We start from the raw sequence: 24409 nt of genomic DNA, 5'->3' as shown, positions 1-24409 counted from the left end.
ATCCATGGTCGCACCCCTGAACGTGGGCATAGCGGGGCTCGGCACCGTCGGTGCCGATGTCGTCCGCCTCATCGAAACGCAAGGACGTGCGCTGGCCGAGCGCAGCGGCCGCGGCGTTCGCGTCGTCGCGGTCACGGCGCGCTCGAAAGCCAAGAAGCGCGGCCTCGACCTGCGCGGCATCGCCTGGGCGAAGAGCCCCGAGGCGCTCGCCGAAGATCCCGATATCGACTGCTTCGTCGAATTGATGGGCGGCGCTGGAGATCCCGCGCTGTCCGCGATCGAGACCGCGCTGAAGGCCGGCAAGTCGGTCGTCACCGCCAACAAGGCGCTGATCGCCAAGCATGGACTGCGTCTCGCCGCGGCTGCCGAGAAGCATGGCGGCGCGCTGAATTTCGAGGCGGCGGTCGGTGCGGCGATCCCGGTCATCAAGACGCTGCGCGAGGGCCTCGCCGGCACCAGCGTCAACCGCGTCTACGGCATCCTCAACGGCACCTGCAATTACATCCTGACCCGGATGGAGCAGGAGGGCCTATCGTTCGAGGAGTGTCTGAAGGACGCCCAGCGTCTCGGCTATGCCGAAGCCAACCCGTCGTTCGACGTCGATGGTCATGACACCGCGCAGAAGCTCGCGATCCTGGCCAGCCTCGCCTTCGGAACCAAGGTTGCGGAAAGCGCGGTTTACGTCGAAGGCATCTCCTCGATCACGCCGGAAGACCTCAAGGCCGCCGCGGAACTCGGTTACCGCGTCAAGTTGCTCGGCGTCGCGGTGCGCACGGCAAAGGGCATTGAACAGCGCGTGCATCCGACCATGGTGCCGAAATCATCCTCGATCGCGCAGGTGATGGGCGTCACCAACGCTGTCGCGATCGACGGCGAGGGGATTCCGCCGATCACGCTGGTGGGGCCGGGCGCCGGCGGCGGCGCGACGGCCTCCGCCGTGGTCGCCGACATCGCCGACGTCGCCCGCGGCATCCGCGCCAAGCCGTTCGGCCGTCCGGTGGAGCGGTTGCGCGACACCACCAAGGCGCCGATGGAACGCCATGAGGGTGGCTATTATATCCGCCTGATGGCGCGCGATCTTGCAGGCACTGCCGCAACAATCGCCACCCGGCTGGCGGAACAGAAGATATCTCTGGAATCCATCGTGCAACGGCACCCGGATGGCGTCGATGTGAACGGTGCGGCCAAAAAACCTTCACCGGTCCCGGTCATTCTGATTACCTATGCGACCAGCGAGGATGCCGTGCATCGTGCGCTGGCCGCAGTGCAGCGCGATAAGGTCATCAGCGGCCGGCCGCAGGTGATCCGGATCGAGAAAAACTAGCGCATGGCCTGAACGGGTCGGGCGTGAGACGATTGATGCGGGCAGGCTGGCCTGTCCCAGAGGCTTAAGGAGTACGCCGATGTCGACCCATATTTCCGTTCCGCCGCAGATGCTGCTCGAGCGCATCCTGACGCTCGAAATCGTGCGCGTGACGGAGCGCGCGGCGGTGTCGGCCGCGCGGCTGCGCGGCCACGGCCAGGAGAAGGCCGCCGACAAGGCCGCGGTCGACGCGATGCGGCGCGAGCTCAACAAGCTGCCGATCGAGGGGACGGTCGTAATCGGCGAGGGCGAGCGCGACGAGGCGCCGATGCTGTTCATCGGTGAGAAGGTCGGCCTCAATGCCGGCCCCAAGGTCGACATCGCGGTCGACCCGCTCGAGGGCACCACGCTGTGCGCCAAGAACATGCCGGGCTCGATCGCCACCATGGCGATGGCCGATGGCGGCACGCTGCTGCACGCGCCCGACGTCTACATGCAGAAGATCGCGATCGGCCCGGGCTACGCCAAGAACGTGATCGAGCTCGACGCGCCGCCGGCCGACAATGTCCGCCGGCTCGCCAAGGCCAAGGGCGTCGACCCGACCGCCATCAACGTGCTGGTGCTCGATCGTCCGCGCCATGCCGACATCATCAACAGCGTGCGTTCGACCGGCGCTGCCGTGCAACTAATCACCGACGGCGACGTCGCCGGCGTCATTCACTGCGCCAAGCCCGATGAGACCGGTGTCGACATGTATATCGGCACCGGCGGTGCGCCCGAGGGCGTGCTCGCGGCGGTCGCGCTGCGCTGCATTGGCGGCCAGATGCAGTGCCGCCTGATCCTCGACACCGAGGAGAAGCGCGAGCGCGCGCACAAGATGGGCGTCACCGATCCGAAGATGATCTACGGCATCGAGGACATGGCCAAGGGCGACTGCCTGTTCGCCGCTACCGGCGTCACCACCGGCTCGCTGCTGACCGGCGTGAAGTTCAAGAAGGACGTGATCGAGACCGAGACGGTCGTGATGCGCTCGGTCACCGGCACCGTGCGCTACATCAAGGCCGAACATCGGCAGCTTGAGAAATTCCACCTGGATTGAGGACGAGCCTACAACAACCGTCATTCCGGGGCGCGCGAAGCGCGAACCCGGAATCTCGAGGTTCCGGGTTCGATGCTTCGCATCGCCCCGGAACGACGGACCAAAAACAACAACAAGGGAGACGCGCATGTCCGATCTGTCCGGGGTCAAGGCGCTGGTGTTCGACGTGTTCGGGACCGTGGTCGACTGGCGCACCAGCCTGATCAACGACTTCACCAGATGGGGCGAGACGCGCGGTATCAAGGCCGATTGGACGGCGCTGGTCGACGGCTGGCGCGCGGTCTATGCGGCCTCGATGGACGAGGTGCGCAAGAACCCGCAGAACGGCTACGTCATCCTCGACGTATTGCACCGCCGCTCGCTGGAAAAACTCGTCGCGCAATTCGACATCAAGGGGCTGAGTGAGGCCGATTTGCAGCATCTGACGCTGGGCTGGCATCGCCTGCACGGGTGGCCCGACAGCGTCGCCGGCCTGACCCGGCTGAAGACCAAATACATCATCTCGCCGCTCTCCAACGGCAACGTCGCGCTGCTCACCAACATGGCGAAGTTCGCAGGCTTGCCCTGGGACCTCGTGATGTCGGCCGAACTGTTCGAGCACTACAAGCCCGATCCGGAAACCTATCTCGGCGCCGCGAAGCTGCTCTGCCTGCCGCCGGAGCAGGTGATGATGGTCGCCGCCCACAATTACGACCTGAAGCACGCGCAGAAGCTCGGCCTGAAGACCGCCTTCGTGGCGCGTCCGACCGAATACGGTCCGCTGCAGAAGTACGATTTCGAGGCCACCGGCGAGTGGGACATCGTGGCCAAGGATTTCGGGGAAATCGCCAGCCGAATGGGCTGCTAGAACTGGTCCACAAATCATCGAAGCGTTACGATTCCTGCCGGACGCATCGGCCCTGATTGGATCAGGACCGATGTTCCGGATTTTTGTTTGACGCGTTTTCTTCACGCGAACCGGTGCCCACTTCGCTTGAAAACGCTCTGTTCGGAAGGGCTCATGACGCTGCACGCATCCGCACTGCCCGTCGAGGCGCCACAGGCGTTCCTCGGCGTGACGCGGTCGCTGACCGGAAAACTCTGGCGCGACCGGCTGGATGCGCGCGGGGCGGCGCGGGCGCTCGCGATCGTGCAGCGCTATCAATTGCCGGAAATGCTGGCGCGCGTGCTGGCGGGGCGCGACGTCGGGATCGACGAGGTTCCCGACTTCCTCGACCCGACCATCCGCAAGCTGATGCCGGATCCTCACACGGTCACCGAGATGGAGCACGCGGCCAAGCGCATCGCGGATGCCGCGGTGCGCGGCGAGAAGGTTGCGATCTTCGGCGACTATGATGTCGACGGTGCGACCTCGGCCGCGCTGCTGACCTGGCATCTGCGCCATTGCGGGCTGGACCCGCTGATCCACATTCCCGACCGCATTTTCGAAGGCTACGGGCCGAACGTCGACGCCGTGCGTGCGCTGGCGGCGAAGGGCGCGACGCTGCTGGTCACGGTCGATTGCGGCACCACCAGCATCGAGCCGCTGTCGGAAGCCAGGAAGCTCGGGATGTCGGTCGTCGTGATCGATCATCACCAGACCGGCGATGTGTTGCCCGAGGTCGACGCACTGGTGAATCCGAACCGGCCCGACGATCTCTCGGGGCTCGGCCATCTCGCAGCGGTCGGCCTCGTGCTGGTGACCTTGGTCGCGGTGAATCGCGAACTGCGCCAGCGCGGCTTCTGGACCGGCGAGATGCCGGAGCCCGACCTGCTCAGCGTGCTGCATCACGTCGCGCTCGGCACCGTTGCCGACGTCGCGCCGCTGATCGGGCTCAACCGGGCCTTCGTCGCCAAGGGCCTGATCGCGATGCGTCGCCGCGACCATGTCGGCCACACCGCGCTGATGGATGTCGCGCGCCTGAACGGCCCGCCGGAGGCCTGGCATCTCGGCTTCATGCTGGGACCGCGCATCAATGCCGGCGGCCGGATCGGGCGCGCCGATCTCGGCGTGCGACTATTGCTCGAAGGCGATATCTCGGAAGCTGCGCGGATCGCGGCCGAGCTCGATCGCCTCAATGCCGAACGGCGCGTGATCGAGCAGGCGGCCGAGGCGCAGGCCGAGGCCGAGGCGCTGGCTTCGCTCGGGCTCGAGGACAAGGGCGCTGTCATCGTCACCGCGGCGGAAGGCTGGCATCCCGGCGTGGTCGGGCTTGTGGCGGCGCGGCTGAAGGAGAAGTTCGCGCGTCCTGCGTTCGCGATCGCGCTGGAGCCCGGCGGCATCGGCACCGGATCGGGCCGCTCGATCGGCGGCGTCGATCTCGGGAAGGCGGTGCGGCAGGCGGTGCACGACGGCCTTTTGATGAAGGGCGGCGGGCACGCGATGGCGGCCGGCGTCACGCTGCGCAAGGAGAAGCTCGCCGAATTCCGCGCTTACATGGAGAGCGCGCTGGCGGCCGACGTCGCCAATTCGCGGCACGAGAACGAGCTGTTCATCGACGGCGCCGTGACCGCGCGCGCGGTGACGCCGGAGTTCGCCGCGACACTCAATCGTGCTGGCCCGTTCGGCAGCGCCAATCCGGAACCGGTGATCGCGCTGCCGTCGCATCAGCTGGTCTATGCCGACGAAGTCGGGCAGGCGCATCTGCGGCTGCGCTTCAAGTCAGGCGACGGCTCCATCGTCAACGGTATCGCGTTCCGTTCCGTCGGACAGAAGCTCGGCAGCGCCTTGACGCAAAATCGCGGCCAGCAATTGCACGTGGCGGGCTCTCTTGCGGTCGACCGTTGGCAAGGCACCGAACGTGTGCAATTCCGTGTCCTCGACGTCGCGGTGCCGGATCAGGGCCCGACGGTGATCCGATAAGAAACGTTGGGAGAGGACATGTCAGGACAGGTTGAAGGCAAGGTTGCGCTGGTGACCGGCGGCGCATCGGGCATTGGCGAGGCCATCGTTGAATTGCTCGCGCAGGAAGGCGCGACCGTTATTGCGACCGATATCGATGAGTTGAGGGGACCCGAGCTCGCCGCGCGGCTCACCAAGGCCGGGCGGAACGTGACCTTCTTGCCGCAGGACGTCACCAGCGAGGAGCGCTGGATCGAAATCATCAGTGAGATCGGCAAGCGCCATGGCCGCCTCGATATCATGGTCTCGAATGCCGGCATCGGCATCGGAGCGCCCTCGATTGTCGAGATGTCGCTCGCGGACTGGCGCCGCCAGACCGCCATCAATATCGATGGCGTATTCCTGTCGGTGAAGCACTCGCTGCCGCTGATGCGCAAGCATGGCGGCGGCTCCATCATCATGATGTCGTCGCTGGCCGGCCTGCGCGGCGCGGCGACGCTCTCCGGCTACAGCGCGACGAAGGGCGCGGTGCGGCTGTTCGCCAAGTCGATCGCGATGGAATGCGCGCAGATCGGCGACGGCATCCGCGTCAACTCGGTGCATCCCGGCATCATCGACACGCCGATCTGGGGCAAGATCCCGACCGGCGCGACCGGCGCCGGCCAGAACGCGCCGATCGATCCGGAGGAGCGCGCGAGGTTCGCCACACCGCTGGGCCGCGCCGGCCAGGCCATCGAGATCGCCCAGGGCGTGCTCTATCTCGCTTCCGACGCGTCGCGTTACGTCACAGGCAGCGAGCTCGTGATCGACGGCGGCATGAATGCCGGCGGCGTCGTGCGGCAGCCTGCGAGCCGGTAGGAGCGAACTGTCGTAGCCCGCATGAGCGGAGCGATATGCGGGAAATGCGTCCCCGGGTATCGCTTTCGCTCACCCGGGCTACGCGGATCGCATGATGGCTAGCCGCCTTGGCGCAACCGCGCCAGCACCTTGAGCCCGCCGTAACCATCGGCGGGCAACAGGCCCGTCTTGATTTGAAAATCCTTGATCGCCTTCATGGTGTCGTTGCCGACGCGGCCGTCGGTGCCGCCGGTGTCGAAGCCGGCCTTGGTCAGCCGCGTCTGCATCTCCTGCACCTCGGCGAGCGTCAGCGCGCGCTCCGAGCCCGGGAAGGGTTGGATGAAGGGCGGCCCGCCGAGGCAGCGATCGCCGAGATGGCAGATCGCCAGCGCGTAGTTCATCGACGGGTTGTAGCTCTTCACCGAATTGAAGTTCGGACCGAGCAGGAAGGCCGGGCCGCCCGAGACGGGGATCCACAGTTGCGCTGATGCGTTCGGCTGCGGAAACGGCTGGCCGTCGGCTCTGACGACGCCGGCGCTGGCCCAGGCCGCATAGGTGCGGCTGCCGCTGCCGCCGCCGCCGGGCGCGCGGACCTCGTAGCCCCAATGCTCGCCGCGGTGCCACTTGCCGCGGTTGACGAGATATTTCGCGGTCGAGCCCAGCGCGTCGTCGGGCCGGCCGAACGGCGAGACCTTGCCGTCGCCGTCATAGTCGAAGCCGACATTGAGCCAGACTTCCGGCATCCACTGCGAATGACCCATCGCGCCGGCCCAGGAGCCGTTCATCTCCTGGGGCGTGCTCCAGCCGCGCTGCACGATCTTCATCGCGTTGATCAACTCGGTCTCCCAATAGGCCTTGCGACGCGGCTCGTTCCAGGCGAGCGCCGCCAGCGAGGGAAACACCGGCGTCATGTGGTTCTGCTGCACCAGCGGATCGCCATAGGCCGACTCGACGCCCCACAGCGCGAGCAGCGTGCCGCGCTCGACGCCGAAATCGCGTTCGATCCGGCCGAACAGCGCCTCGTTCTTCTTCAGCGCCTCCTTGCCGTGAATGACCCGCCAGTCGGAGACGCGGCGGTTGATGTACTGCCAGATCTGCTCGTGGAATTCAGGCTGGTTGCGCATCTGCCTGAACACGCTCATGTCGGGCTCGATCCGCCCCATGCAGCGATTCCAGGTCGCCTCCGAAATGCCCTTGGCGAGCGCGCGAGCGCGAAAATTGTCGCGCCACTGGTCGAAGCCCGGAGGGGCGGCCGCGAGCGCGCCGAGCGGATTGACGAGCACCACGCCGGCCGCGAGCCCGGCCTTAAGGGCGGCGCGGCGGGCAGGGGATTTCGGAGAATCAGGCTGTTTCATCGGGCCAGTGTAGCGGCGCCGATCGGGTGAGCCAAAAGCCACGCCGCCGCAGGAGCTATGTGTCTTGCAAATCTGTGGCGATTTTTGACAGCCATTGCCGGACAATTTGCTCCGACCTCGCGTCGAGGCTAGCGGCGAGCCGCCGCTCCTGGGCCTGGGCGATCTGCCGGCATTTCTCCAGCAGCGCGGTTCCATGGCCGGTCAGGGTCCATTGCAACACGCGGCCGTGGACGGGGTGCGGCGTCTTGCCGATCGCGCCGTCGCGCTCGAGGTTGCGGATGATCACGCTCACGGTCTGCGGGGTCAGCAGCGCGACGCGAGCCAGATCGGCGCCTGAGAGCCCCGGATAGGCTTTCAGCATCGTCAGCACGACGAATTGCGGCGAGGTGACGCCGAGCTGTCCCAGCTGGCGCTCCATCGACAGCCGCGAGGCCGCGTGGGCCTGACGCAGCAGATAGGCGAGATAGCCCTGCTCGCCGCGCTTGCCTTCGCCCGGCGCCGGAACGGAAGGGGCGAACATGACGTCGCCTGCGCTCGATCCCGCATTCGCTGCGGCCCGTCGACCGGCGGCTTTTCCGACCGGGCGCCGCTCGGCGGTGCCCGATTTGCCTCGTTTCCGCATTGCCGCCATGTCGCGTGCTGCCGCCTTTGCCGATGCCCGCATCTTGCCGACGATATCAGAGCTCTGATAATATCTCAGTACACTGATAACATGAGGCCAGGCCAATGTCACATGCCCGCAAGGAATACACCGACTTCGAGAAGCTCGCGCCCGACGTCTTCGCCGCGGTGCGCGCGCTCGGCCAGTTCGCGGCGAAGGCCGGCCTCGACAAGCAGCTGCTCGAACTCGTCAAGCTGCGCGCCTCGCAGATCAACGGCTGCGCGTTCTGCGTGCAGTATCACATCCTGCAGGGCGAGAGCCTCGGCGTGCCCGCCGACAAGCTGAATCTCGTCGTGGTGTGGCGCGAGGCACCGCAGTTCACGCCGCGCGAGCGCGCCGCGCTGGCCTGGACCGAAGCGTTGACGACCCTGCCGAACGGCGTCAGCGACGAGGTCTATGCGCAGGCCACCACCGAATTCTCCGAGCAGGAGCTGACTTACCTGACCTCGGCGATCGCATCGATCAATGTCTGGAACCGGTTCGGCGCGGCCTATCGCTGGACGCCGCCGCCGCGCCGGCAGCGTGCGGACGCGGCGGCTTCGTAACGTCGAGGCGGATCAAACGGCAACCGACAGGGAGAAAAGCAATGACCTCGATGGCAATGACACCATCCCTTCCATTCGCGCGGCCGCCGCGGCCGGTCGCGCTGGCCGTGATCGCGGGACTGGCCTCCGCCTTCGTGATCGGCAAGGCAGTGCCGACCCCGATGGACGCGATCTCTTCTGTGATCGCGCCGCTGTGCGCCAGCGCCAATGCGGCGTCACCGCTCGACAAGGTCGAGGTCATCACCTCGCACGCGCTGCCCAATGTGGCGGGCAAGCGTGTCACGGTGGTGCGCGTGTTCTATGGTCCCGGCGGCTTCACGCCGCCGCACCGCCATTCCGGTTCGGTGACTGCCTACATCACCAAGGGTGAAATCCGCTCCCAGCTCGGCGACGGGCCGGTCGAGACCTTCAAGGTCGGCCAGTCGTTCTTCGAGCCGCCGGGCTCGACCCACATGGTCTCGGCCAATGCGAGCACGACGGAGCCGGCGGAACTGATCGCGGTGTTCGTGGCGGACGAGGGCGCGCAGCTGACCACGATGCTCGAATAGCGATCGGTTGGGCGCTCGTTTCTGCAAGACGTGCGCACTGGACCAGTTTGGTGCCCAGTTCGCGTGAAACTGGACCTTGCGCGCAACGGGGCGTGTCGATTGATTGCACGACACGTTGCGGCGACGGTTGCCGACGAGGGACAAATCGATGATCAGCCTGAAGGGGCTCTCTGCCTTCCCGATAACACCTTCGAGCCGGGATGGGCGGGTCGATGTAGGCGCGCTCCGCGCCTTGCTCGACCCCTTGATTGCGGCGAAGGTGGATTCGGTCGGGCTGCTCGGAAGTACCGGCTCATATCCCTATTTCAGCCGTGATGAGCGGCGGCGCGCCGTGCAAGCGGCCATCGCCTCGGCGGCCGGCAACACACCAATACTGGTTGGCATCGGCGCACTGCGCACCGACGATGCGGTGCGGCTGGCTCAAGATGCGCGTGATGCCGGCGCGACGGCGGGCCTGTTGGCGGCGGTTTCCTATACCCCGCTAACCGATGACGAGGTCTTTGAGCATTTTCAAACCGTGGCCCGCGAGAGCGGGTTGCCGATCTGCATCTATGACAATCCCGGAACGACTCATTTTCAATTCACGCCGGCTCTCATCGGCCGTCTGAGCCGGGTCGAGGGAATCGTCGCGGTGAAAAGTCCGGCGCTGGATGCTTCGACCGTGGCGGGCCATCTCAGGGAATTGCGGGCTGTGGTTCCGGACGGCGTTGCGTTGGGTTACAGCGCCGACTGGAATTGCACCGAGGCGCTGCTGGCGGGCGGAGATACCTGGTACAGCGTTGTCGCAGGAATCTTCCCGAAGGTCTGCGTGGACATCGTTCGCGCCGCGAGGAGCGGCGATGCGGCCCGGGCGCGAGAGTTCAACGCGCGTCTGCAGCCGATTTGGGATCTGTTCAGGACATATTCCAGTCTGCGTGTTGTCTACGCACTTGCCAATCTCAGAGGGGTCTGCGCGGCCGAGCCTCCACGTCCGATATTGCCGCTGCCCGCGGACGCTCAGAGGCGCGTCAAGGAGGCGTTGGCTGCGATGGAGATCGACTGATCGCAACCACGGCGGAGGGCGCTAGATGCCGGCGCGCGCCAGCGGGTCGCGGCCGAACCGGTTGTCACCCTTCGATCCCGGCAGCACGCTCAGCGTTGCGACGAGCGCCAGATAGGGGACCCAGTATTTGACGTGCAGCGCGGCGGCGAGGTGGGGAACGGCGAGGATCGTCAGCGCCCACCAGCCCGAGACGTTGAGGTCGTGCAGCCGCTTCACCAGGATCGCGGCGAACGGCCACAACGACAACATGAGCAGCAAGCGCAGGACGGACAGGTCGTCGGCGGGCGGGCTGCTGTCATAATACCGCGGACCGTGGTCGAGCCTTACGCCGATGCGAATGATGAGCATGTCGACCAGCACGAGACCGAAAAATCCCAGGCCGAATTCCTGCCGGCTGATGCGGCCTTTCACCGAAAGAAAGAACCAGCGGAAGGTCGAGAGCATGCTTGGTTGTGGTCCAGCCTGAATGGGCATCTGATAGAGACTTGCGTCCGACGGTCAAAGCGGGACAGGTTCCCGCGGATTGCTGCTTCCATCATGATCATTCAAGCTGGCAATTGTCGCCGCGACATGGCGCGCATCGATGCGATTCCGAATGGAACCTGCGGTGGGCGTTTGCACAATTTCGGAATAATGGAATAATGCCGCTGATTTGCCCGACGTGTCAAGTTGTCGTGTCGAACGACGGCAGCCGCCGGCTACTTTGCATGGGGTTGTTTTCGATATTTTGGCAGTGCGCCCCGAACCGGTGTCCCCTTCGCTCGACAACACTCTAATTGCCGCCGCCTTCCTGGGTGTCGATGCGATGCACGACGTCGTCGGGCAGGGCATGGGCCACGGCGGCTGCAAGCCCGGGCTCCGGTCCGATCTCGCGGCCGCGGCCACGGATCAGCCGCTCATAGGCCGACACCAGCGTGGTGTAGGGATTGACCCACAGCCAGCCGTCGCGCGTAAACAGCTGGACGTCGAAATGCAGATGCCGCGATGTGCCGTTGGGGTGGTCGAGATAGTTCGAGACCACGCCGATCTTCTCGCCCTCGCTGACGCGGCGTCCGTTGAGCAGGCCGTCTGCATCCATCACTGACGGGTTCATGTGCATGTAGCGGAAGCGGACATGCTCGGTGCGGGTGTTGACCTGCAACGTCGCGGCCTGCTGCTGCGCCGAGCGGATCACGATACTGTCGCGCACCGCAACGACCGCCTGCTGCTTGGGGTCGCAGCCATCTTTGCTGTCGACAGGACATGCGCCGGGGCGGATGTCCTGGCCCTGATGGCCGTAGCCGCTGGCGCATTGGCCGACCTCGAAGCTGCGCGCCTCGCAGAAATTGTCTTGCCAGGGATACGTGTCGATGGCCGCGCCGGGCTTGCGCTTGGCGAAGGATTGCGAGTGGGCGAAGGCCGGCGCCTTCTCGAGCGGAAAGCGGATCTGCGAATAGACGGTGAAGTCGGCGTGGCCGCCTTGTTGCCTGCGGCCGCCGCTGCCCGCGACGATGTCGCCGCTCGGGTGGTAGGTGAAGTCGGCGGATTGCGCGGCCGGCCGCTCGGCGATGTCGGAGGCGACGTCGCTGCGTGGCCGTGACGGCTGGCCGCCGACAATGCGCAGGGCCCTCAGAAACCGCTCGGCGACCGGATAGGCCTCGCGGCAGGCCAGCCGCTTCGGCCGCGGCGCGCTGTCGAGGCACTGGATCGAGACGACATAGGGAATTCCGAAGCGGGTGAAGGCGTAGCGGACATAGCCCTCGCGAATGAAGCGGCGCAGGTCCGGAAACTGCGCGGCCAGCGTCCTGACCGGCTCGCCCTTGCCGCCGAGCCGGTCGGCGAGGTCGTAAACCAGGATCGAGCCGGAAATCTGCACCTCGACCGGCTTTGCAAATGTCCGCGGCGGCAGGCCGTCGCCGGCGCCGGGGTCGAGCGAGAACACGGCATCGTAGCCCGATGCACCGGCATGGAAGAAATCGACCGCGCGGAAGTCGGCCTGGTAGCGCGCGATCGACAGGCTGTCCAGCGCACCGTTTTGCCGCGCGTCGAGATAGCTTGCGGGGTCGAGCGGCAGCAGCACCGGGATCGGGCTCTGCGCAATGCCGGGAAACAGCGGCGCTGTCACCGCGTTCAACTGCACCAGCGCAGGCGTCGCCCGCGGATCGGTGGCGGGCACGCGGCGCTGGCCTGCGAAAGTGAAGCCGGCGGCGATGGCCGGGCGGCTGCCGATCTCCTGCCGCAGCTGGTCGAGCACGGCGCGCCATTCGACCCGCATGGCCGAGATCGATGGCGTTCGGAATTCGTCGGCATGGGCGCCGGGAAGAGGCGAGAGCAGGGCTGCCAGCCAGCAACTGACGAAGCTGACCACCTTCCTGTTCACTGCACACCCCGGGCTCATGTCGGATCGCCCGTAAGACTAAAGCAAGTTCCGGAAAAGTGTGTAGCGGTTTTCGCTAAAGTTGATGCTTAACCAACAAGTTGAGGCGCGGTGACGATTCATTTCAAATCCCACCGCGCCTCAAGCGCTCAGTCCTTGGCGCGTTCGACGTAGGAACCGTCTTCGGTCATGACCACGATGCGCGTGCCGGTGGTGATGTGCGGCGGCACGCCGGTGCGCAGGCCGTTGGACAGCATGGCCGGCTTGTAGGACGAGGAGGCGGTCTGGCCCTTGGTCACAGGCTCGGTCTCGACCACTTCCAGCGTCACGCGCTGCGGCAGCTGGATCGCGACCGGGTTGCCCTCGTGCATCGAGAGCTTCACGGTCATGTTCTCCTGCAGATACGGCGCGGACGAGCCGACGATCTCCTTGGAGACCTGGACCTGGTCGTAGTTGTCGTTGTTCATGAAGTGGAAGCCGTCGCCATCTTCATAGAGGTAGTTGTAGTTGTGGTCCTCGACGGTGGCCTTCTCGACCTGGTCGGTGGTCTTGTAGCGCTCCGAAACCTTCACGCCGTCGCCGATGCGGCGCATTTCGATCTGGCTGACCGGGGTGCCCTTGCCGGGATGGATGTTCTCGGCGGACAGGACCACATAGAGCTTGCCGTCCTGCTCGATGACGTTGCCCTTGCGGATGGAACTGGCGATGACTTTCAAAGGTGTTTTCCTGAATTTGAGAGCCTAAGGGCGCCAACCGGATCGGCAGCCCCTCGGCCATGGCGGCGATTTCGGGCTGCAACATACTGATTTGTCCCTGAGATGCCAGTCTTTTGCGGCCGAATTCGCAAGGTTGCCAACCGTCCCGGCCGTCCCGATCGGCCCTATTTTTCGGCCATGGGCTCATCCGTTTCAGCGAAACTGCGGATGGGACGCGCGAGCCGTGGTTCAGGTTCAGCCACGCGCGCGCATGGACAAGGTGCGCGTCTTTCGACAAGAAGGGATCAGCCTCGCTGCGTTCCGCGGAGGCTCGGGCTGTGTAGGCTTATGAATTTGTGTGGAATCAATCGGTTGCGCGGGACTCTTGAGTGCGGATGGCGGCTCGTTGATGTTGAATCCGTGAGGATGCTCTGGCGATGACAGCTCATGACCGGCCGTCGCCCTGGTGGATGCCGCAGCGCTATGCCGACCGCAGGCCGTTCCTGCAGGCGCGGACGGCGATCACGCGAGCGCTGCGCGCCTGGTTCGAGGAGCAGCGATTTGCCGAGGTCGAGACCGCGATCCTGCAGATCTCGCCGGGCAACGAGACCCATCTGCACGCTCCTCGCACCGAGCTCAGGCAGGCCGATGGCTCACATGCGCCCCGCTATCTGCGCACCTCGCCGGAGTTCGCCTGCAAGAAGCTGCTCGCGGCCGGCGAGCCGAAGATCTACGAGTTCGCGCGGGTGTTCCGCGACCGCGAGCGCGGCGACCTGCATCTGCCCGAATTCACGATGCTGGAATGGTACCGCGCCAATGCCGGCTATGACGCCATCATGGCCGACACGATCGTGGTGATCGCCCATGCGGCTCAGGCGACCGGGATCGGCCGGTTTTCATTCCGCGGCAGGACGGCCGATCCGTTTGCGGAGCCGGAGTTGTTGACGGTCGCGGCAGGTTTCGAGCGCTTCGCCGGCATCGATCTCCTGGCGACGATCTCAGGCGGCGAAGGCGACCGCGAAGCGCTGGCGTCGGCTGCAGCAGCGCGGGTGCGGGTTGCAGATGACGACACCTGGTCCGATATCTTCAGCAAGGTGCTGGTCGAGCATATCGAGCCTCATCTGGGACAGGGCCGTCTGACGGTGCTGTTCGAATATCCGTCGCCAGAGGCCGCGCTGGCGCGCACCAAGGCCGGCGATCAGCGCGTCGCCGAGCGTTTCGAGGTCTATGCCTGCGGCGTCGAGCTCGCCAACGGCTTCGGCGAGCTGACCGACGCGGCCGAGCAGCGCCATCGTTTCACCGCAGCGATGGATGAGAAGGCCCGCCGTTATGGCGAGCGCTATCCGCTCGATGACGATTTCCTTGCCGCGGTCGGCCAGATGCCGGAGGCCAGCGGCGTCGCGCTCGGCTTCGACCGGCTGGTGATGCTCGCGAGCGGCGCGCCACGAATTGATCAGGTGGTCTGGACGCCGCCTGCGGGAGAGACATGAACAGGATCGATCCAAAACTGGCGGCGACGCTGCGACAGCCGCGCGAGCTGGTCGATGCCGGGCTCGCGCCGGTCGCAGCACTGGCCGGGCTCGAGCGGGTTGCTGCGCGCTACGCGGTCGCGGTGACGCCGGAGCTCGCCGCGCTGATTGATCCGGCCGATCCCGCCGACCCGATCGCGCGGCAGTTCATCCCGAGCGCCGACGAACTCGTCGAGCAGCCGGGCGAGAACGCCGATCCGATCGGCGACGAAGCGCATTCGCCGGTCGCCGGAATCGTGCATCGCTATCCCGATCGGGTGTTGTTCAAGCTCGTCCATGTCTGCGCGGTGTATTGCCGGTTCTGTTTCCGGCGCGAAATGGTCGGGCCGGGAAAGGCCTCGGCCTTGTCCGATGACGCCTACCGTGCGGCGCTGGATTACATCCGCAGCCATCCGGAGATCTGGGAAGTCATCCTGACCGGCGGCGATCCCTTGATGCTGTCGCCGCGCAGGCTGACCGAGATCATGGCCGATCTCGCCGACATTAATCATGTGAAGATCGTTCGCCTCCACACCCGTGTTCCGATCGCCGATCCGGGCCGTATCAATCCCGAGATGATCGCGGCACTGCGGGTCGAAGGCGCGACGACCTGGATTGCGATCCATGCCAACCATCCGCGTGAGCTGAGCAACAATGCCCGCGCAGCGTGCGCGCGCCTTGCAGACGCCGGCATTCCCTTGGTAAGCCAGTCCGTCCTGCTGCGCGGCGTCAATGATGATGCTGCGACGCTCGAGGCGCTGATGCGCGGCTTCGTCGAGTGCCGGATCAAGCCCTATTATCTGCATCACGGCGACCTTGCGCCCGGCACAGCGCATTTGCGCACCACGATCGAAGCCGGGCAGGAACTGATGCGGGCGTTGCGCGGGCGTGTGTCCGGACTTTGTCAGCCGGATTATGTGCTCGACATCCCCGGCGGCCACGGCAAGGCGCCGATCGGCCCGAGCTATTTGTCGCAGCCGGCTTCCCGCGAACGTGAAGATCCGATGGAACGGCGCTACCGTATCGTCGATTATTGTGGTGACGTTCATCTTTACCCGCCGCAATCCTGAGGCGGCGATGAGCGGGGCCGGGGACGGACGGCAGGAGCCGCCCGAGGATGAGGGCAACCGCAGCATCGAAAATGCTGTGATGTTCGGCTTCTTTGTGGTGCTGGTCGCCGCGGGAATCTGGCTCCTTGGCACGATGGCCGATATACGGAAGGTACAGGATTGCGCAGCGCAGGGGCGACGCAACTGTGCTACCGTCGAGGTGCCGGAACGGGCGCGATAGGGTTGAGAAGCGGAGACGCGAGATGCGGAAGACAGTTTTGTTGATGGCTCTGATGATGGTTGCGGCCGGAGCGCCCCAGCTTGGCATCTCCCAAGCCTGGGCGCAGCAACAGGGCGGATCGTCCTCCATGCAGAAGGGCGGGACGGTCCCGGAGGCGCCGATCGGACATCGTCAGCCGCGCCGCGGCGACGTTGGCAGCGAGAAGAATATCAGCGATCCGAACAGTCAAGCCAACAAGGAAGACGCGGCGCTCGACAGGAAGATCAAGAGCATCTGCCGCGGTTGCTAACCCACGCAGCTGACCGGCGAGGCGCGATATTCGCCCCGCCGGCAACGCTCAATCCGTTCGGCCGCGTCAGGCCGAACGCTCCTGCAGGCCGTCACGCCGCACGCTGCGCCTTGCGTCGACGGCATCGGCCAGCTGCTTCAACACGTCAGCCGTCGTCCCGAGGTCGATGCAGCCATCCGTGATGCTCTGGCCGTAGGTCAGCGCCTTGCCTGGCACGACGTCCTGGCGTCCCGCGACAAGATTGCTCTCGATCATCACGCCGATGATGCGCTGTTCGCCGCCTGCGACCTGGCGCGCGATGTCGGAGGCAACCGCTGGCTGGTTCTCCGGCTTCTTGCTGCTGTTGGCGTGGCTGGTGTCGATCATCAGCCGCGCCGCGACACCGGCGCGGCCGAGCTCGGCGGCGGCAGCATCGACGCTCGCGGCATCATAGTTCGGCGCCCGGCCGCCACGCAGGATGACGTGGCAGTCTTCGTTGCCGCTGGTCGCGGCGATCGCTGAACGGCCGCCCTTGGTGACCGCCATGAAGTGATGCGGGTGCGAGGCCGACTTCACCGCGTCCGCCGCGATCCGCACGCCCCCGTCGGTGCTGTTCTTGAAGCCGACGGGGCAGGACAGGCCGGAAGCCAGCTCGCGATGGATCTGGCTCTCGGTGGTGCGCGCGCCGATCGCGGCCCAGGAAACCAGATCGGCGATGTATTGCGGCGTCGTCATGTCGAGGAATTCGGTGCCGGCCGGCAGGCCGAGATTGTTCACCGCCGACAGCACGTTGCGGGCGAGCCGCAGGCCCTTGTTGATGTCGAAGCTGCCGTCGAGATCGGGATCGTTGATCAGCCCCTTCCAGCCGACGGTGGTGCGCGGCTTCTCGAAATAGACCCGCATCACGATCTCGAGGCGGTCGGCGAGCTGTTCGCGCAGGCTGGCGAGGCGCTCGGCGTAATCGACGGCCGCCGCGGGATCGTGGATGGAGCAGGGGCCGACGACGACCAGCAGGCGGTCATCGGTGCCGTTCAGGATCGCGTGGACGGCGTTGCGGGCGCCCATCACCACCCGGGTCGCCGTCAGGGTGCGCGGGACCTCCCGCATCACCTCCTCGGGCGTACTGAGCTCTTTCAATTCCTTGATGCGAAGATCGTCTGTCGTACTCAACACGGCTGGCTCCTTTGGATTTCGGGACCTGCCGGCACACAAAAAAGCCGCCAGGTCTGGCGGCTTGTTTTGGACGTTTGCTGCAATTCTTCAGATTGAGCGCGATCCTCCTGCCGCCAGCGAGCTGTCGTAGCTAAAGTACCAAAAATAGCTGGTGGCGACGGTGATCATGGGGCGGCTCTATAGCGCAGGGATTTGGGGCTGTCACCCCCCAAATGCAAGCCCCCCGCGGTTCGGCGTCAGGTGTTGCGCGCCGCCAACGCCATGCCGATCAGGGTCGCCCCGCCGAACATCAGATTGAGGCCGACGAGGAGGCCGATCGCCCATCCCGCGGATTCCGGCAAGCCCGCGATGATGAAGAAGGCGATCACGATGTCCATCAGGCCGGCGATCAGCAGCCAGGACCAGCGTCCCGACAATTCGCGGCGGTGCTCCAGCGCGTACATGACGGTGGCGACGCCCTCGGCGACGAAATAGGCGCCGACCACGATGGTCAGCGTCAGCACACCCTGCATCGGACGGGCGAGCAGCACCATGCCGGCCAGCACGGCGAGCGCGGCCGAAATCAGCGACCACCAGAAGCCCGGCATGTTGCGCGCCCAGAACGTCACGATCAGCCCGCCGATCCCTGAGATCAGGAACATCCAGCCGAGGAAGATGGTGACGGCGAGGCTCGCGAAGGTCGGCACGATCATCGCGGCGATGCCGAGGATCACCAGCAGGATGCCTTCGAACAGGAACGCCTTCCAGTGCGCCTTCACCGCGGCCTGCATTTTCGATCGCAGCTTGTCGAGGTCGTTGGACAGGGTCATCGCGGCTCTCCGGATCTGCGCGTGTGCAGTCTATCCTAACCGGTTATAAATGGTCAGCCCGTCAGTTGCGGCGGCAATAGCTGTGCGCTCATCTTTCTGCATGGCGGTTTTCGACAGCCAGAATCCTTGGCACAAGCCTGGCCGCCAGATATCGCGAGGCGCGCGGCGACAGATGCAGGAAGTCGGCCGATACCAGGTCGTTTGCGCTGGTCCCGACCCTCGTCAGACATCCGTCCGCGTTGCAGAGCTCGTCATAGGGCGACAGATATTCGATCCCGAGATCGGCGGCGAGCTGCCCAATCCTGTCGTCAGTCTGCTTGGTCGATCGCACATCGTGGCTGCGTTCCGGGATCAATGTATGATGGCGCAGGAAATATTGCACCGTCAGATGGGGCACCGTGTCGGTCCAGACGGGGACAGGGCCGACCAGGATGACACGGGCGGCGCCGGCCTGTCTGAGGGCGACAATCGTCGGGCGGAGATCGTCGGCGGTGGGTTCTTTGCTCCACGCCAGGTGCAGAAGCACGACATCGGGGTGCGAGCGGGCAACCGCAGCAACGATGTGGCGATTGGTTTGAACACAAAACGGAATGGTCTCGGCCTGCGCGGTGAAGAGTGGCGGGCAGGAATTGACGGTGAGCTGGGCTAACCCGAATTGATCGCCCTGGACTTGCCGCAGCCCGGCGGCAAGCATGCCGGCGGTCGAATCGCCCCATACGAAAACAAGCGGGCGCTTGCTGGCGTCAACGCAACTCGGATCAAACGCGGGATCGGCGGAAGCGGAGATATGACATTCGCCGTATCTCAGGAAGTCCCTGGATACGGTCATGGCGCCGGCTTCGCGAACGATCGCCGGAAGCCGAAAGGCAAAGCCGTCGACGATCGCCAATGCTCCCACCGATGCAACGGCCACCATCGATGCCGCAAGGACCGGCGCCACCCGCCACTGCCCGAACCTGATTGGGCGCTCGACGTAGCGATAGGTTGCCCAGGCCAGAATGAAGCTGGCCCCAACGGCCAGCCCGTTCTCGGCCAAAGTCAGGGGACGACCTTTGAAGCTCGCCGCAAAAACCAGGATCGGCCAATGCCAGAGGTAGAGCGGATAGCTCATCAGCCCGATCGCGACCGCGGTACGCGTCGAGAGAAATCGATTGCGACCTGACATGATGAGGGCGGCAGCTGCGGCGACCGGCGCCACCGCTGCGATCCCGGGGTAGGTCATGGAGGGCGAATAGAATGCGGTTACCGCAGCGATCACCGCGAGCGCGAACCATCCGAGAAGGTCGCGCGCCGCGGAGAATCCGTTGGGCAGGCAGACGGCCACCAATGCTCCGGCCGCGAGCTCCCACGCCCGCGTGAACGGCTGGTAGAATGCGGCTTCAGGGTTGGTTCGAACGACCAGGATATTTGCGACAAGCGATGCGATGAAGATCAGGGCAAGGGGAGCGGCGGCGGCGATCCGCCATCGCATCAGCGCCCACAGCAGCAAAGGCCAGACAAGATAGAACTGTTCCTCGATGCCGAGCGACCAGAGATGGAGCAGCGGCTTCGTTTGCGCGGCCGCATCGAAATAGCCACCCTCCGAATAGAACAGCAGGTTTGCCGAGAAACCCGCGCCTGCCGCAATCTCCTTTCCAAGGGCCACCAACTCGCTCGGCATCAGAAGTTGCCATCCGGCGATGAAGGCGGCGATCAAGACGACGATCAGGGCGGGAAAAATCCTGCGAATGCGACGCGCATAGAACGTCGCAAGGCTGAAGCTCCCGTTCTGAATGTCGCTATAGATGATCCCGGTGATCAGGTAGCCGGAAATGACGAAGAAGATGTCGACCCCGACGAAACCGCCGGGAACATATTGCGGGAACGCGTGGCCGAGCACGACCAACGAGACGGCAACGGCCCGCAGGCCGTCGATATCCGGCCGATAATTCTTGTAGTTGTGCCCCATCGTCCTCTCGCGCCTGGTCTGTGTCTCTCCCTGAACCCGCCGAGGTTGTTTTGCAAGGGGAGCGGTGCCGGCCGGGGCGCTAGCTTTGACCGGGAGCGGACGGAAAGCCCTCCGAGGCGGTCCGCATCCGGTTGCGGCCGAGGAAGTAGACGGCGGTGGTCGCGATGAGCAGCGCCAGTCCGATCAGGATCGAGGTGAAGCCGATCGGGACCAGGATGAACGACGCATTGCGCTCGGGATTGACGTACCAATGATGCAGCGAGGTGAGCAGGAAGGAGACGCCGGCAAAGCCGGCGCCGCCGCCGATCAGCAGCAGCGCCCACATCCGCCGCAGCTGGCTGAGCCGCTCGCGCGCAACGTCGGTGCGCGGCGCATGATGCTTGCCGAGGCGTCGCACCAGGCGGATTGCAAAGCCGATCGAGGAGAAGCCGATCAGCACGCTGGCCGAGCCGAGCAGCAGCCGCGTGGTCGAGCCGAGATCGGGGATGCGCTGGAGCGCGAGCAGCGGAAAATCGAACGCCGCGTGCAGCGCGACCGGCGCGACCAGCACCAGCGCCCAATTCGTCATGCGCGCCCAGTCGCGGTGACCCCGGTAAGCGCCGAGCGCGCCGCCGGAGCGCGCGATCGCAAGATAGGCGCCGGCGATGATGCCGAGCGCGCCGTGGAACGGCACCGTGAGCACGCTGCGCAATGCCGCGAGCGCGCGCCACATGTCCTTGTGCTGGACCAGATAGGCGAGGTTCTCATAGGCGGCAAATCCAAGTCCGGCGGCCGCGCCATAGACCACCGTATCCATCGGATCGGCGAAGGCGCGGCGCCGCGTCGAGATGACGACGATGACGAGCACCTTGACGATCTCCTCCGGTGCCGCGACTCCGAAAGCTGCACGCACCGCCTGCGTCGCCCAGGGATTGTCGGGAATGGCAAGCAGCGCATTGAACGGAATTCGCGCCAAGCCGAGCAGGGAGATGCTGGCCGCGCCGAGCACGAAGGCGAGCCACACCTGAACCGGCGGTCCGGGGCGCTCGTCAGCGGCGATGACCAGCCACAACACCAGCAATGCGGGGGCAATGGCGGCGGCGCCGATGACGGTTGGAAGCGACTCAAGCAACAACATGAGCCGGACGGGCCCCTTTAATGGCACCAAAGCGATGCGTGCCGAAGAAATGGCAGCAAGTTCAGCGGATTGCAAATCGGTCTGATGCCGTTCTCGTGACCAATATGCCACGGTGCCTTACGAAAGCGGGTTGGAAAGTGCCGTTGCGGACCTTGATCAGCTAAGGGCCGAGGGCGGCTCCCGGACAGGTTCCTGCCAAGCGCCAGGTCCATGGCGTTCCAGGCGCAGGAGCTTTGGTAGCCCGACGATTCCGGGATCGCGGCCTGTGGGTCCGATCAGCTTTCGGCACCGCGTCCCCGTCGTTGGGCTATAATGCGGTGGGCAAGGCGACCGATCCGGTAAAAGCCAGAGATGCTTTCGATTGATTTTGCTGTGATCGTTCTTGCCGTGATCGCGCTGTTTGCGGCGTTTGTAAATGGCGCGCTTGGTTACGGGTTTTCCTCGCTCACGGTGCCGGTCGCACTCGTCTTCTACACCAACCGCGTCCTCAATCCCGCGGTGGTCATCGTCGAAGTCTTCGTCAATCTGTATGTCCTGTGCATCAATCTGAGCGGCGTTCCGGCCGTGTGGCGGCGCGTGCTGCCTATTCTCATCGGCATGCTGCCCGGCATCGCGGTCGGAGCCTTTGCGCTGACGTCGCTTCAGCCCGGCTGGACCAAGTTCGCCACCTACTCGATCATTCTGCCGCTCATTCTGCTGCAGGCGGCCGGTTGGCGGAGGCCGATCCAGTCGAAATGGCTGGTCTGTTTGCCTTTCGGAACGATGCTCGGGATCTTGTACTCGGTCACGACCATTTCGGGCCCGCCGCTGGCGATCCTCTTCAACAATCAGGGCCTCGTCAAAGATGAGTTTCGGGCCGGTCTCGCACTGGTTCGGGTGACGGAGTCCAGCCTTACTGCAATCGCGTATTACAAGCTCGGTCTGTTCATCGACGAGAGCCGGAGCATCCTGTTTGTGCTCGTTCCCTGCGTTGTCCTCGGCATACCGCTCGGTGCCTGGCTGATCCGGCGGCTGGACGCCGAGACGTTTCGCCGGATCTGCATGAGCTTTGATGCGTGGGTCGTGGGATTCGGCCTGTCGCGCGTATTGATCGAAGTGAAGCTGATGGAAAGCCCGTGGGCCTACAGCGTCATGGCCGGCACGATCCTGATCGACATCTGCTTGCTGTACGTCTTCTTCACCGCAAGGAGAAGCACCGTGCAGGACTCGCACGCGTTGGCTTCGCTGAAGTCGGGCAACCGGGGCGGTCCGACCTGAAGGCGATCTAACCTGCGAGCAGGCGCCGGCAGGTTTCGACAAAGACCTCGGCACCCGTGACGATATCGGCGTCGTCGGTGTTCTCGCTCCAGTGATGGCTGATGCCGCCGATCGACGGCACGAACAGCATCGCCGCCGGCATGATGGTGGCGAGGACCTGGGCGTCATGGCCGGCGCCGCTCGGCATGCGGATCGATTTGCCGCCGGCGCAGGCTGCGCTCGCGGCTTCGATCGCATCCTGGAATGCAGGCGTCATCATCGCGGGCACCCCGGTGCGGATGCGCTCAACCTTCACACCGCAACGGCCCTGAGCGGTGGCCTCGGCCGCCAGGCGATGCAGCTGTTGTTCGAGGCGGCCGATCACTTCGGGATCGTCGTCGCGAATCTGGAATAGCATCTCGGCGCCGCCTGGAATGATGCTCGGTGCGCCTGGGTCCAGCGTGATGCGGCCGGTGGTCCACACCGTGCGCGGTCCCGACAGGGCAGGGAAGCTGTCGTCGATCGCGACGCAGAACCGCGCCAGCCCGAGGCCGGCGTCCCTGCGCACCGCCATCCGCGTGGTGCCGGCGTGGTTCTGCTCGCCGGCGAACGTGATGCGGTACTGCCAGATGCCGACGATCGAGGTGACGACGCCGATCTTGAGTCCGCTGCTTTCCAGCGTGTCGCCTTGCTCGATATGCGCTTCGAGATAGCCGATATGGCGGCTGGCCTCGGCATTAAGGCGCGGGCGGCCGGCGAAGCCTGCGTCGCGCAATGCATCGCGCATGGTGCGATCGCTGGAGCGGTCGCGGGCTGCGTCGATGTCGGCTTCGGTCACCGCGCCGACAAACGACCGGCTGCCGAGGAAACTGCCGAAATGTCCTTCCTCGTCGCACCACGCGGCGACCTCGACCGCGCCGTTCGCGTCCGGGTCGGTGTTGATGACGCGCGCCGCCTCGAGCGCGTAGATCACGCCGAGCGGCCCATCGAGCCAGCCCGCATGGTTCTGGCTCTCCAGGTGCGAGCCGGCGAGCAGTTTTGGCCCCGCCTTCGCGCTGGAGCCGAGCACATTGCCGATGCCGTCGATCGTTGCGGTGAGATTGGCGTCGGGCAAACGCGTCGCGAGCCAGTCGAGCGAGCGCAGATGCGGTTCCGAGAATGTCGGCTTGTGCACGCCGGTCTTGTAGGCGCCGATCGCGCGCAGCGCGTTGAGATCGGCGAGCACGCGCTTGCCGTCGAAGCGACCGTTGATGCCTGGCATGATTGGACTCCGGATTGCCGTCTTGATTTGCGCCTTGGCGCCTCAATCCCGTCTTGATGCCGACGCGGTTGGATGCGACGGAACAATCAGGGCAAACGATTTCTTAGCGGTTCTGCTCTTAGGTCGCAGTACGAATAGCGTGAGAGTGTGATCATGTCTGCATTCCGGAACTGGGCTCGCAAGGCCGCTGTGCTGTTTCTTCCGATCGCTGTCGGCGCCTGCGCGCAGGTCTCGCAGCAATACAGCATGACCACGCCGCCGCCGGGGACAGGTCCGCTGGCCTGGGACGGTGCCGGACAGGATCCCAATCTCCCGCAGCCGCGGCGCCATGCGCGGAATGCGTCGCCTGCGGTGGCGGAGACATCGCCGGCGCGACTGTCGGAAGCGGATGCCGACGACCGGCTGGCGCGCAAGCTCGTGATCTGCAGCACCTGCATCAAGCGGACGCCTGTGGCGGCGCAGCCGAATAATCGTCAGGACGTCGCCAGCAATCACTAGCGGCTGGCGCTGAGCGCTGTTCCTGGACATCCAGCCGGC

General features: G+C 65.3%; 24 protein-coding genes. 14 read left to right on the top strand and 10 right to left on the bottom strand.

The genetic code is table 11. The features are described 5' to 3' along the window. The first annotated feature begins 4 nt into the window (after positions 1–4). The 5 genes from J2R76_RS08280 to J2R76_RS08260 all read left to right on the top strand — a co-directional run bounded on the left by J2R76_RS08280 (position 5) and on the right by J2R76_RS08260 (position 6081). On the top strand, positions 5–1324 hold the full coding sequence (locus J2R76_RS08280; protein ID WP_057018585.1) for a homoserine dehydrogenase: 1320 nt from the start codon (positions 5–7) through the stop codon (positions 1322–1324). Positions 1325–1403: 79 nt separating this feature from the next. Further along, positions 1404–2402 carry a class II fructose-bisphosphatase gene (glpX, locus tag J2R76_RS08275; protein WP_050420275.1) on the top strand — a complete coding sequence of 333 codons (999 nt, stop codon included), beginning with the start codon at positions 1404–1406 and terminating at the stop codon, positions 2400–2402. Between the two features lie 127 nt (positions 2403–2529). After that, positions 2530–3249 (top strand): haloacid dehalogenase type II, encoded by a 720-nt coding sequence (locus J2R76_RS08270; RefSeq protein ID WP_057018584.1) that lies wholly within the window; start codon positions 2530–2532, stop codon positions 3247–3249. A gap of 153 nt (positions 3250–3402) precedes the next feature. Further along, positions 3403–5244 carry a single-stranded-DNA-specific exonuclease RecJ gene (gene recJ / locus J2R76_RS08265; RefSeq protein ID WP_141341090.1) on the top strand — a complete coding sequence of 614 codons (1842 nt, stop codon included), beginning with the start codon at positions 3403–3405 and terminating at the stop codon, positions 5242–5244. An 18-nt stretch (positions 5245–5262) separates the two neighbouring features. Next, entirely contained in the window at positions 5263–6081 is an 819-nt protein-coding gene (locus J2R76_RS08260) for an SDR family NAD(P)-dependent oxidoreductase (protein WP_076828684.1), read from the top strand. Between the two features lie 98 nt (positions 6082–6179). Here J2R76_RS08260 and J2R76_RS08255 read toward each other — a convergent pair whose 3' ends face one another. Together J2R76_RS08255 and J2R76_RS08250 are read right to left on the bottom strand one after the other, a co-directional pair. After that, on the bottom strand, positions 6180–7415 hold the full coding sequence (locus tag J2R76_RS08255) for a lytic murein transglycosylase (RefSeq protein ID WP_141341091.1): 1236 nt from the start codon (positions 7413–7415) through the stop codon (positions 6180–6182). Between the two features lie 55 nt (positions 7416–7470). Then, entirely contained in the window at positions 7471–7935 is a 465-nt protein-coding gene (locus J2R76_RS08250) for a MarR family winged helix-turn-helix transcriptional regulator (protein ID WP_246786882.1), read from the bottom strand. Between the two features lie 206 nt (positions 7936–8141). Here J2R76_RS08250 and J2R76_RS08245 point away from each other — a divergent pair, with 206 nt between their 5' ends. From J2R76_RS08245 to J2R76_RS08235, 3 genes are all read left to right on the top strand, one after another. After that, positions 8142–8621: a carboxymuconolactone decarboxylase family protein gene (locus J2R76_RS08245; protein WP_057018579.1), complete on the top strand. Its 480-nt coding sequence runs from the start codon at positions 8142–8144 to the stop codon at positions 8619–8621. Positions 8622–8662: 41 nt separating this feature from the next. Further along, positions 8663–9169 carry a cupin domain-containing protein gene (locus tag J2R76_RS08240; RefSeq protein WP_141341094.1) on the top strand — a complete coding sequence of 169 codons (507 nt, stop codon included), beginning with the start codon at positions 8663–8665 and terminating at the stop codon, positions 9167–9169. 148 nt (positions 9170–9317) lie between these two features. After that, the gene (locus J2R76_RS08235; RefSeq protein WP_141341095.1) at positions 9318–10211 is read left to right on the top strand and encodes a dihydrodipicolinate synthase family protein; all 894 of its coding nucleotides are present in this window, start codon (positions 9318–9320) and stop codon (positions 10209–10211) included. 21 nt (positions 10212–10232) lie between these two features. On the opposite strand, the gene J2R76_RS08230 is transcribed toward J2R76_RS08235, so the two are convergent. From J2R76_RS08230 to efp, 3 genes are all read right to left on the bottom strand, one after another. Then, complete coding sequence (locus J2R76_RS08230) at positions 10233–10655, bottom strand: DUF805 domain-containing protein (protein ID WP_159109549.1); 423 nt, start codon at positions 10653–10655, stop codon at positions 10233–10235. 328 nt (positions 10656–10983) lie between these two features. Then, entirely contained in the window at positions 10984–12588 is a 1605-nt protein-coding gene (locus J2R76_RS08225; RefSeq protein ID WP_141341097.1) for a peptidoglycan DD-metalloendopeptidase family protein, read from the bottom strand. A 128-nt stretch (positions 12589–12716) separates the two neighbouring features. After that, positions 12717–13283, bottom strand: coding sequence for an elongation factor P (gene efp, locus J2R76_RS08220; RefSeq protein WP_016844580.1), 567 nt, complete (start codon positions 13281–13283; stop codon positions 12717–12719). Positions 13284–13699: 416 nt separating this feature from the next. On the opposite strand from efp, the gene epmA reads away from it, so the two are divergent. From epmA to J2R76_RS08200, 4 genes are read left to right on the top strand one after another with little or no spacing between them, the layout of a single operon-like run. Further along, positions 13700–14752 (top strand): EF-P lysine aminoacylase EpmA, encoded by a 1053-nt coding sequence (gene epmA, locus J2R76_RS08215; RefSeq protein WP_141341098.1) that lies wholly within the window; start codon positions 13700–13702, stop codon positions 14750–14752. Further along, positions 14749–15840, top strand: a complete 1092-nt coding sequence (locus J2R76_RS08210) for a lysine-2,3-aminomutase-like protein (RefSeq protein ID WP_141341099.1) — start codon at positions 14749–14751, stop codon at positions 15838–15840. The genes epmA and J2R76_RS08210 overlap by 4 nt, the downstream gene beginning before the upstream one ends. Next, positions 15809–16060, top strand: a complete 252-nt coding sequence (locus J2R76_RS08205) for a hypothetical protein (RefSeq protein WP_225644190.1) — start codon at positions 15809–15811, stop codon at positions 16058–16060. The genes J2R76_RS08210 and J2R76_RS08205 overlap by 32 nt, the downstream gene beginning before the upstream one ends. 43 nt (positions 16061–16103) lie before the next feature. Then, positions 16104–16349 (top strand): hypothetical protein, encoded by a 246-nt coding sequence (locus J2R76_RS08200; RefSeq protein ID WP_225644401.1) that lies wholly within the window; start codon positions 16104–16106, stop codon positions 16347–16349. Between the two features lie 66 nt (positions 16350–16415). On the opposite strand, the gene J2R76_RS08195 is transcribed toward J2R76_RS08200, so the two are convergent. From J2R76_RS08195 to J2R76_RS08180, 4 genes are all read right to left on the bottom strand, one after another. Beyond that, positions 16416–17501: a 3-deoxy-7-phosphoheptulonate synthase gene (locus J2R76_RS08195; protein ID WP_057018573.1), complete on the bottom strand. Its 1086-nt coding sequence runs from the start codon at positions 17499–17501 to the stop codon at positions 16416–16418. 236 nt (positions 17502–17737) lie between these two features. Beyond that, positions 17738–18310 (bottom strand): HdeD family acid-resistance protein, encoded by a 573-nt coding sequence (locus J2R76_RS08190; RefSeq protein WP_057018572.1) that lies wholly within the window; start codon positions 18308–18310, stop codon positions 17738–17740. Positions 18311–18398: 88 nt separating this feature from the next. Further along, the gene (locus J2R76_RS08185; protein ID WP_141341100.1) at positions 18399–20258 is read right to left on the bottom strand and encodes an acyltransferase family protein; all 1860 of its coding nucleotides are present in this window, start codon (positions 20256–20258) and stop codon (positions 18399–18401) included. A gap of 79 nt (positions 20259–20337) precedes the next feature. Then, complete coding sequence (locus J2R76_RS08180) at positions 20338–21375, bottom strand: PrsW family glutamic-type intramembrane protease (protein ID WP_028342108.1); 1038 nt, start codon at positions 21373–21375, stop codon at positions 20338–20340. 351 nt (positions 21376–21726) lie between these two features. Between J2R76_RS08180 and J2R76_RS08175 the strand changes: the two genes are divergently transcribed. After that, positions 21727–22632: a sulfite exporter TauE/SafE family protein gene (locus tag J2R76_RS08175; RefSeq protein ID WP_253623903.1), complete on the top strand. Its 906-nt coding sequence runs from the start codon at positions 21727–21729 to the stop codon at positions 22630–22632. Positions 22633–22639: 7 nt separating this feature from the next. On the opposite strand, the gene J2R76_RS08170 is transcribed toward J2R76_RS08175, so the two are convergent. Further along, positions 22640–23872 (bottom strand): Zn-dependent hydrolase, encoded by a 1233-nt coding sequence (locus tag J2R76_RS08170; protein WP_057018568.1) that lies wholly within the window; start codon positions 23870–23872, stop codon positions 22640–22642. A gap of 153 nt (positions 23873–24025) precedes the next feature. Here J2R76_RS08170 and J2R76_RS08165 point away from each other — a divergent pair, with 153 nt between their 5' ends. Continuing rightward, complete coding sequence (locus J2R76_RS08165; protein WP_141341101.1) at positions 24026–24370, top strand: hypothetical protein; 345 nt, start codon at positions 24026–24028, stop codon at positions 24368–24370. Positions 24371–24409: the final 39 nt, after the last annotated feature.

Origin of the sequence: Bradyrhizobium sp. USDA 4532, assembly GCF_024171315.1 — a bacterium.
GTDB lineage: Bacteria > Pseudomonadota > Alphaproteobacteria > Rhizobiales > Xanthobacteraceae > Bradyrhizobium > Bradyrhizobium australafricanum.
This window is presented reverse-complemented; position numbering and strand designations above follow the sequence as displayed.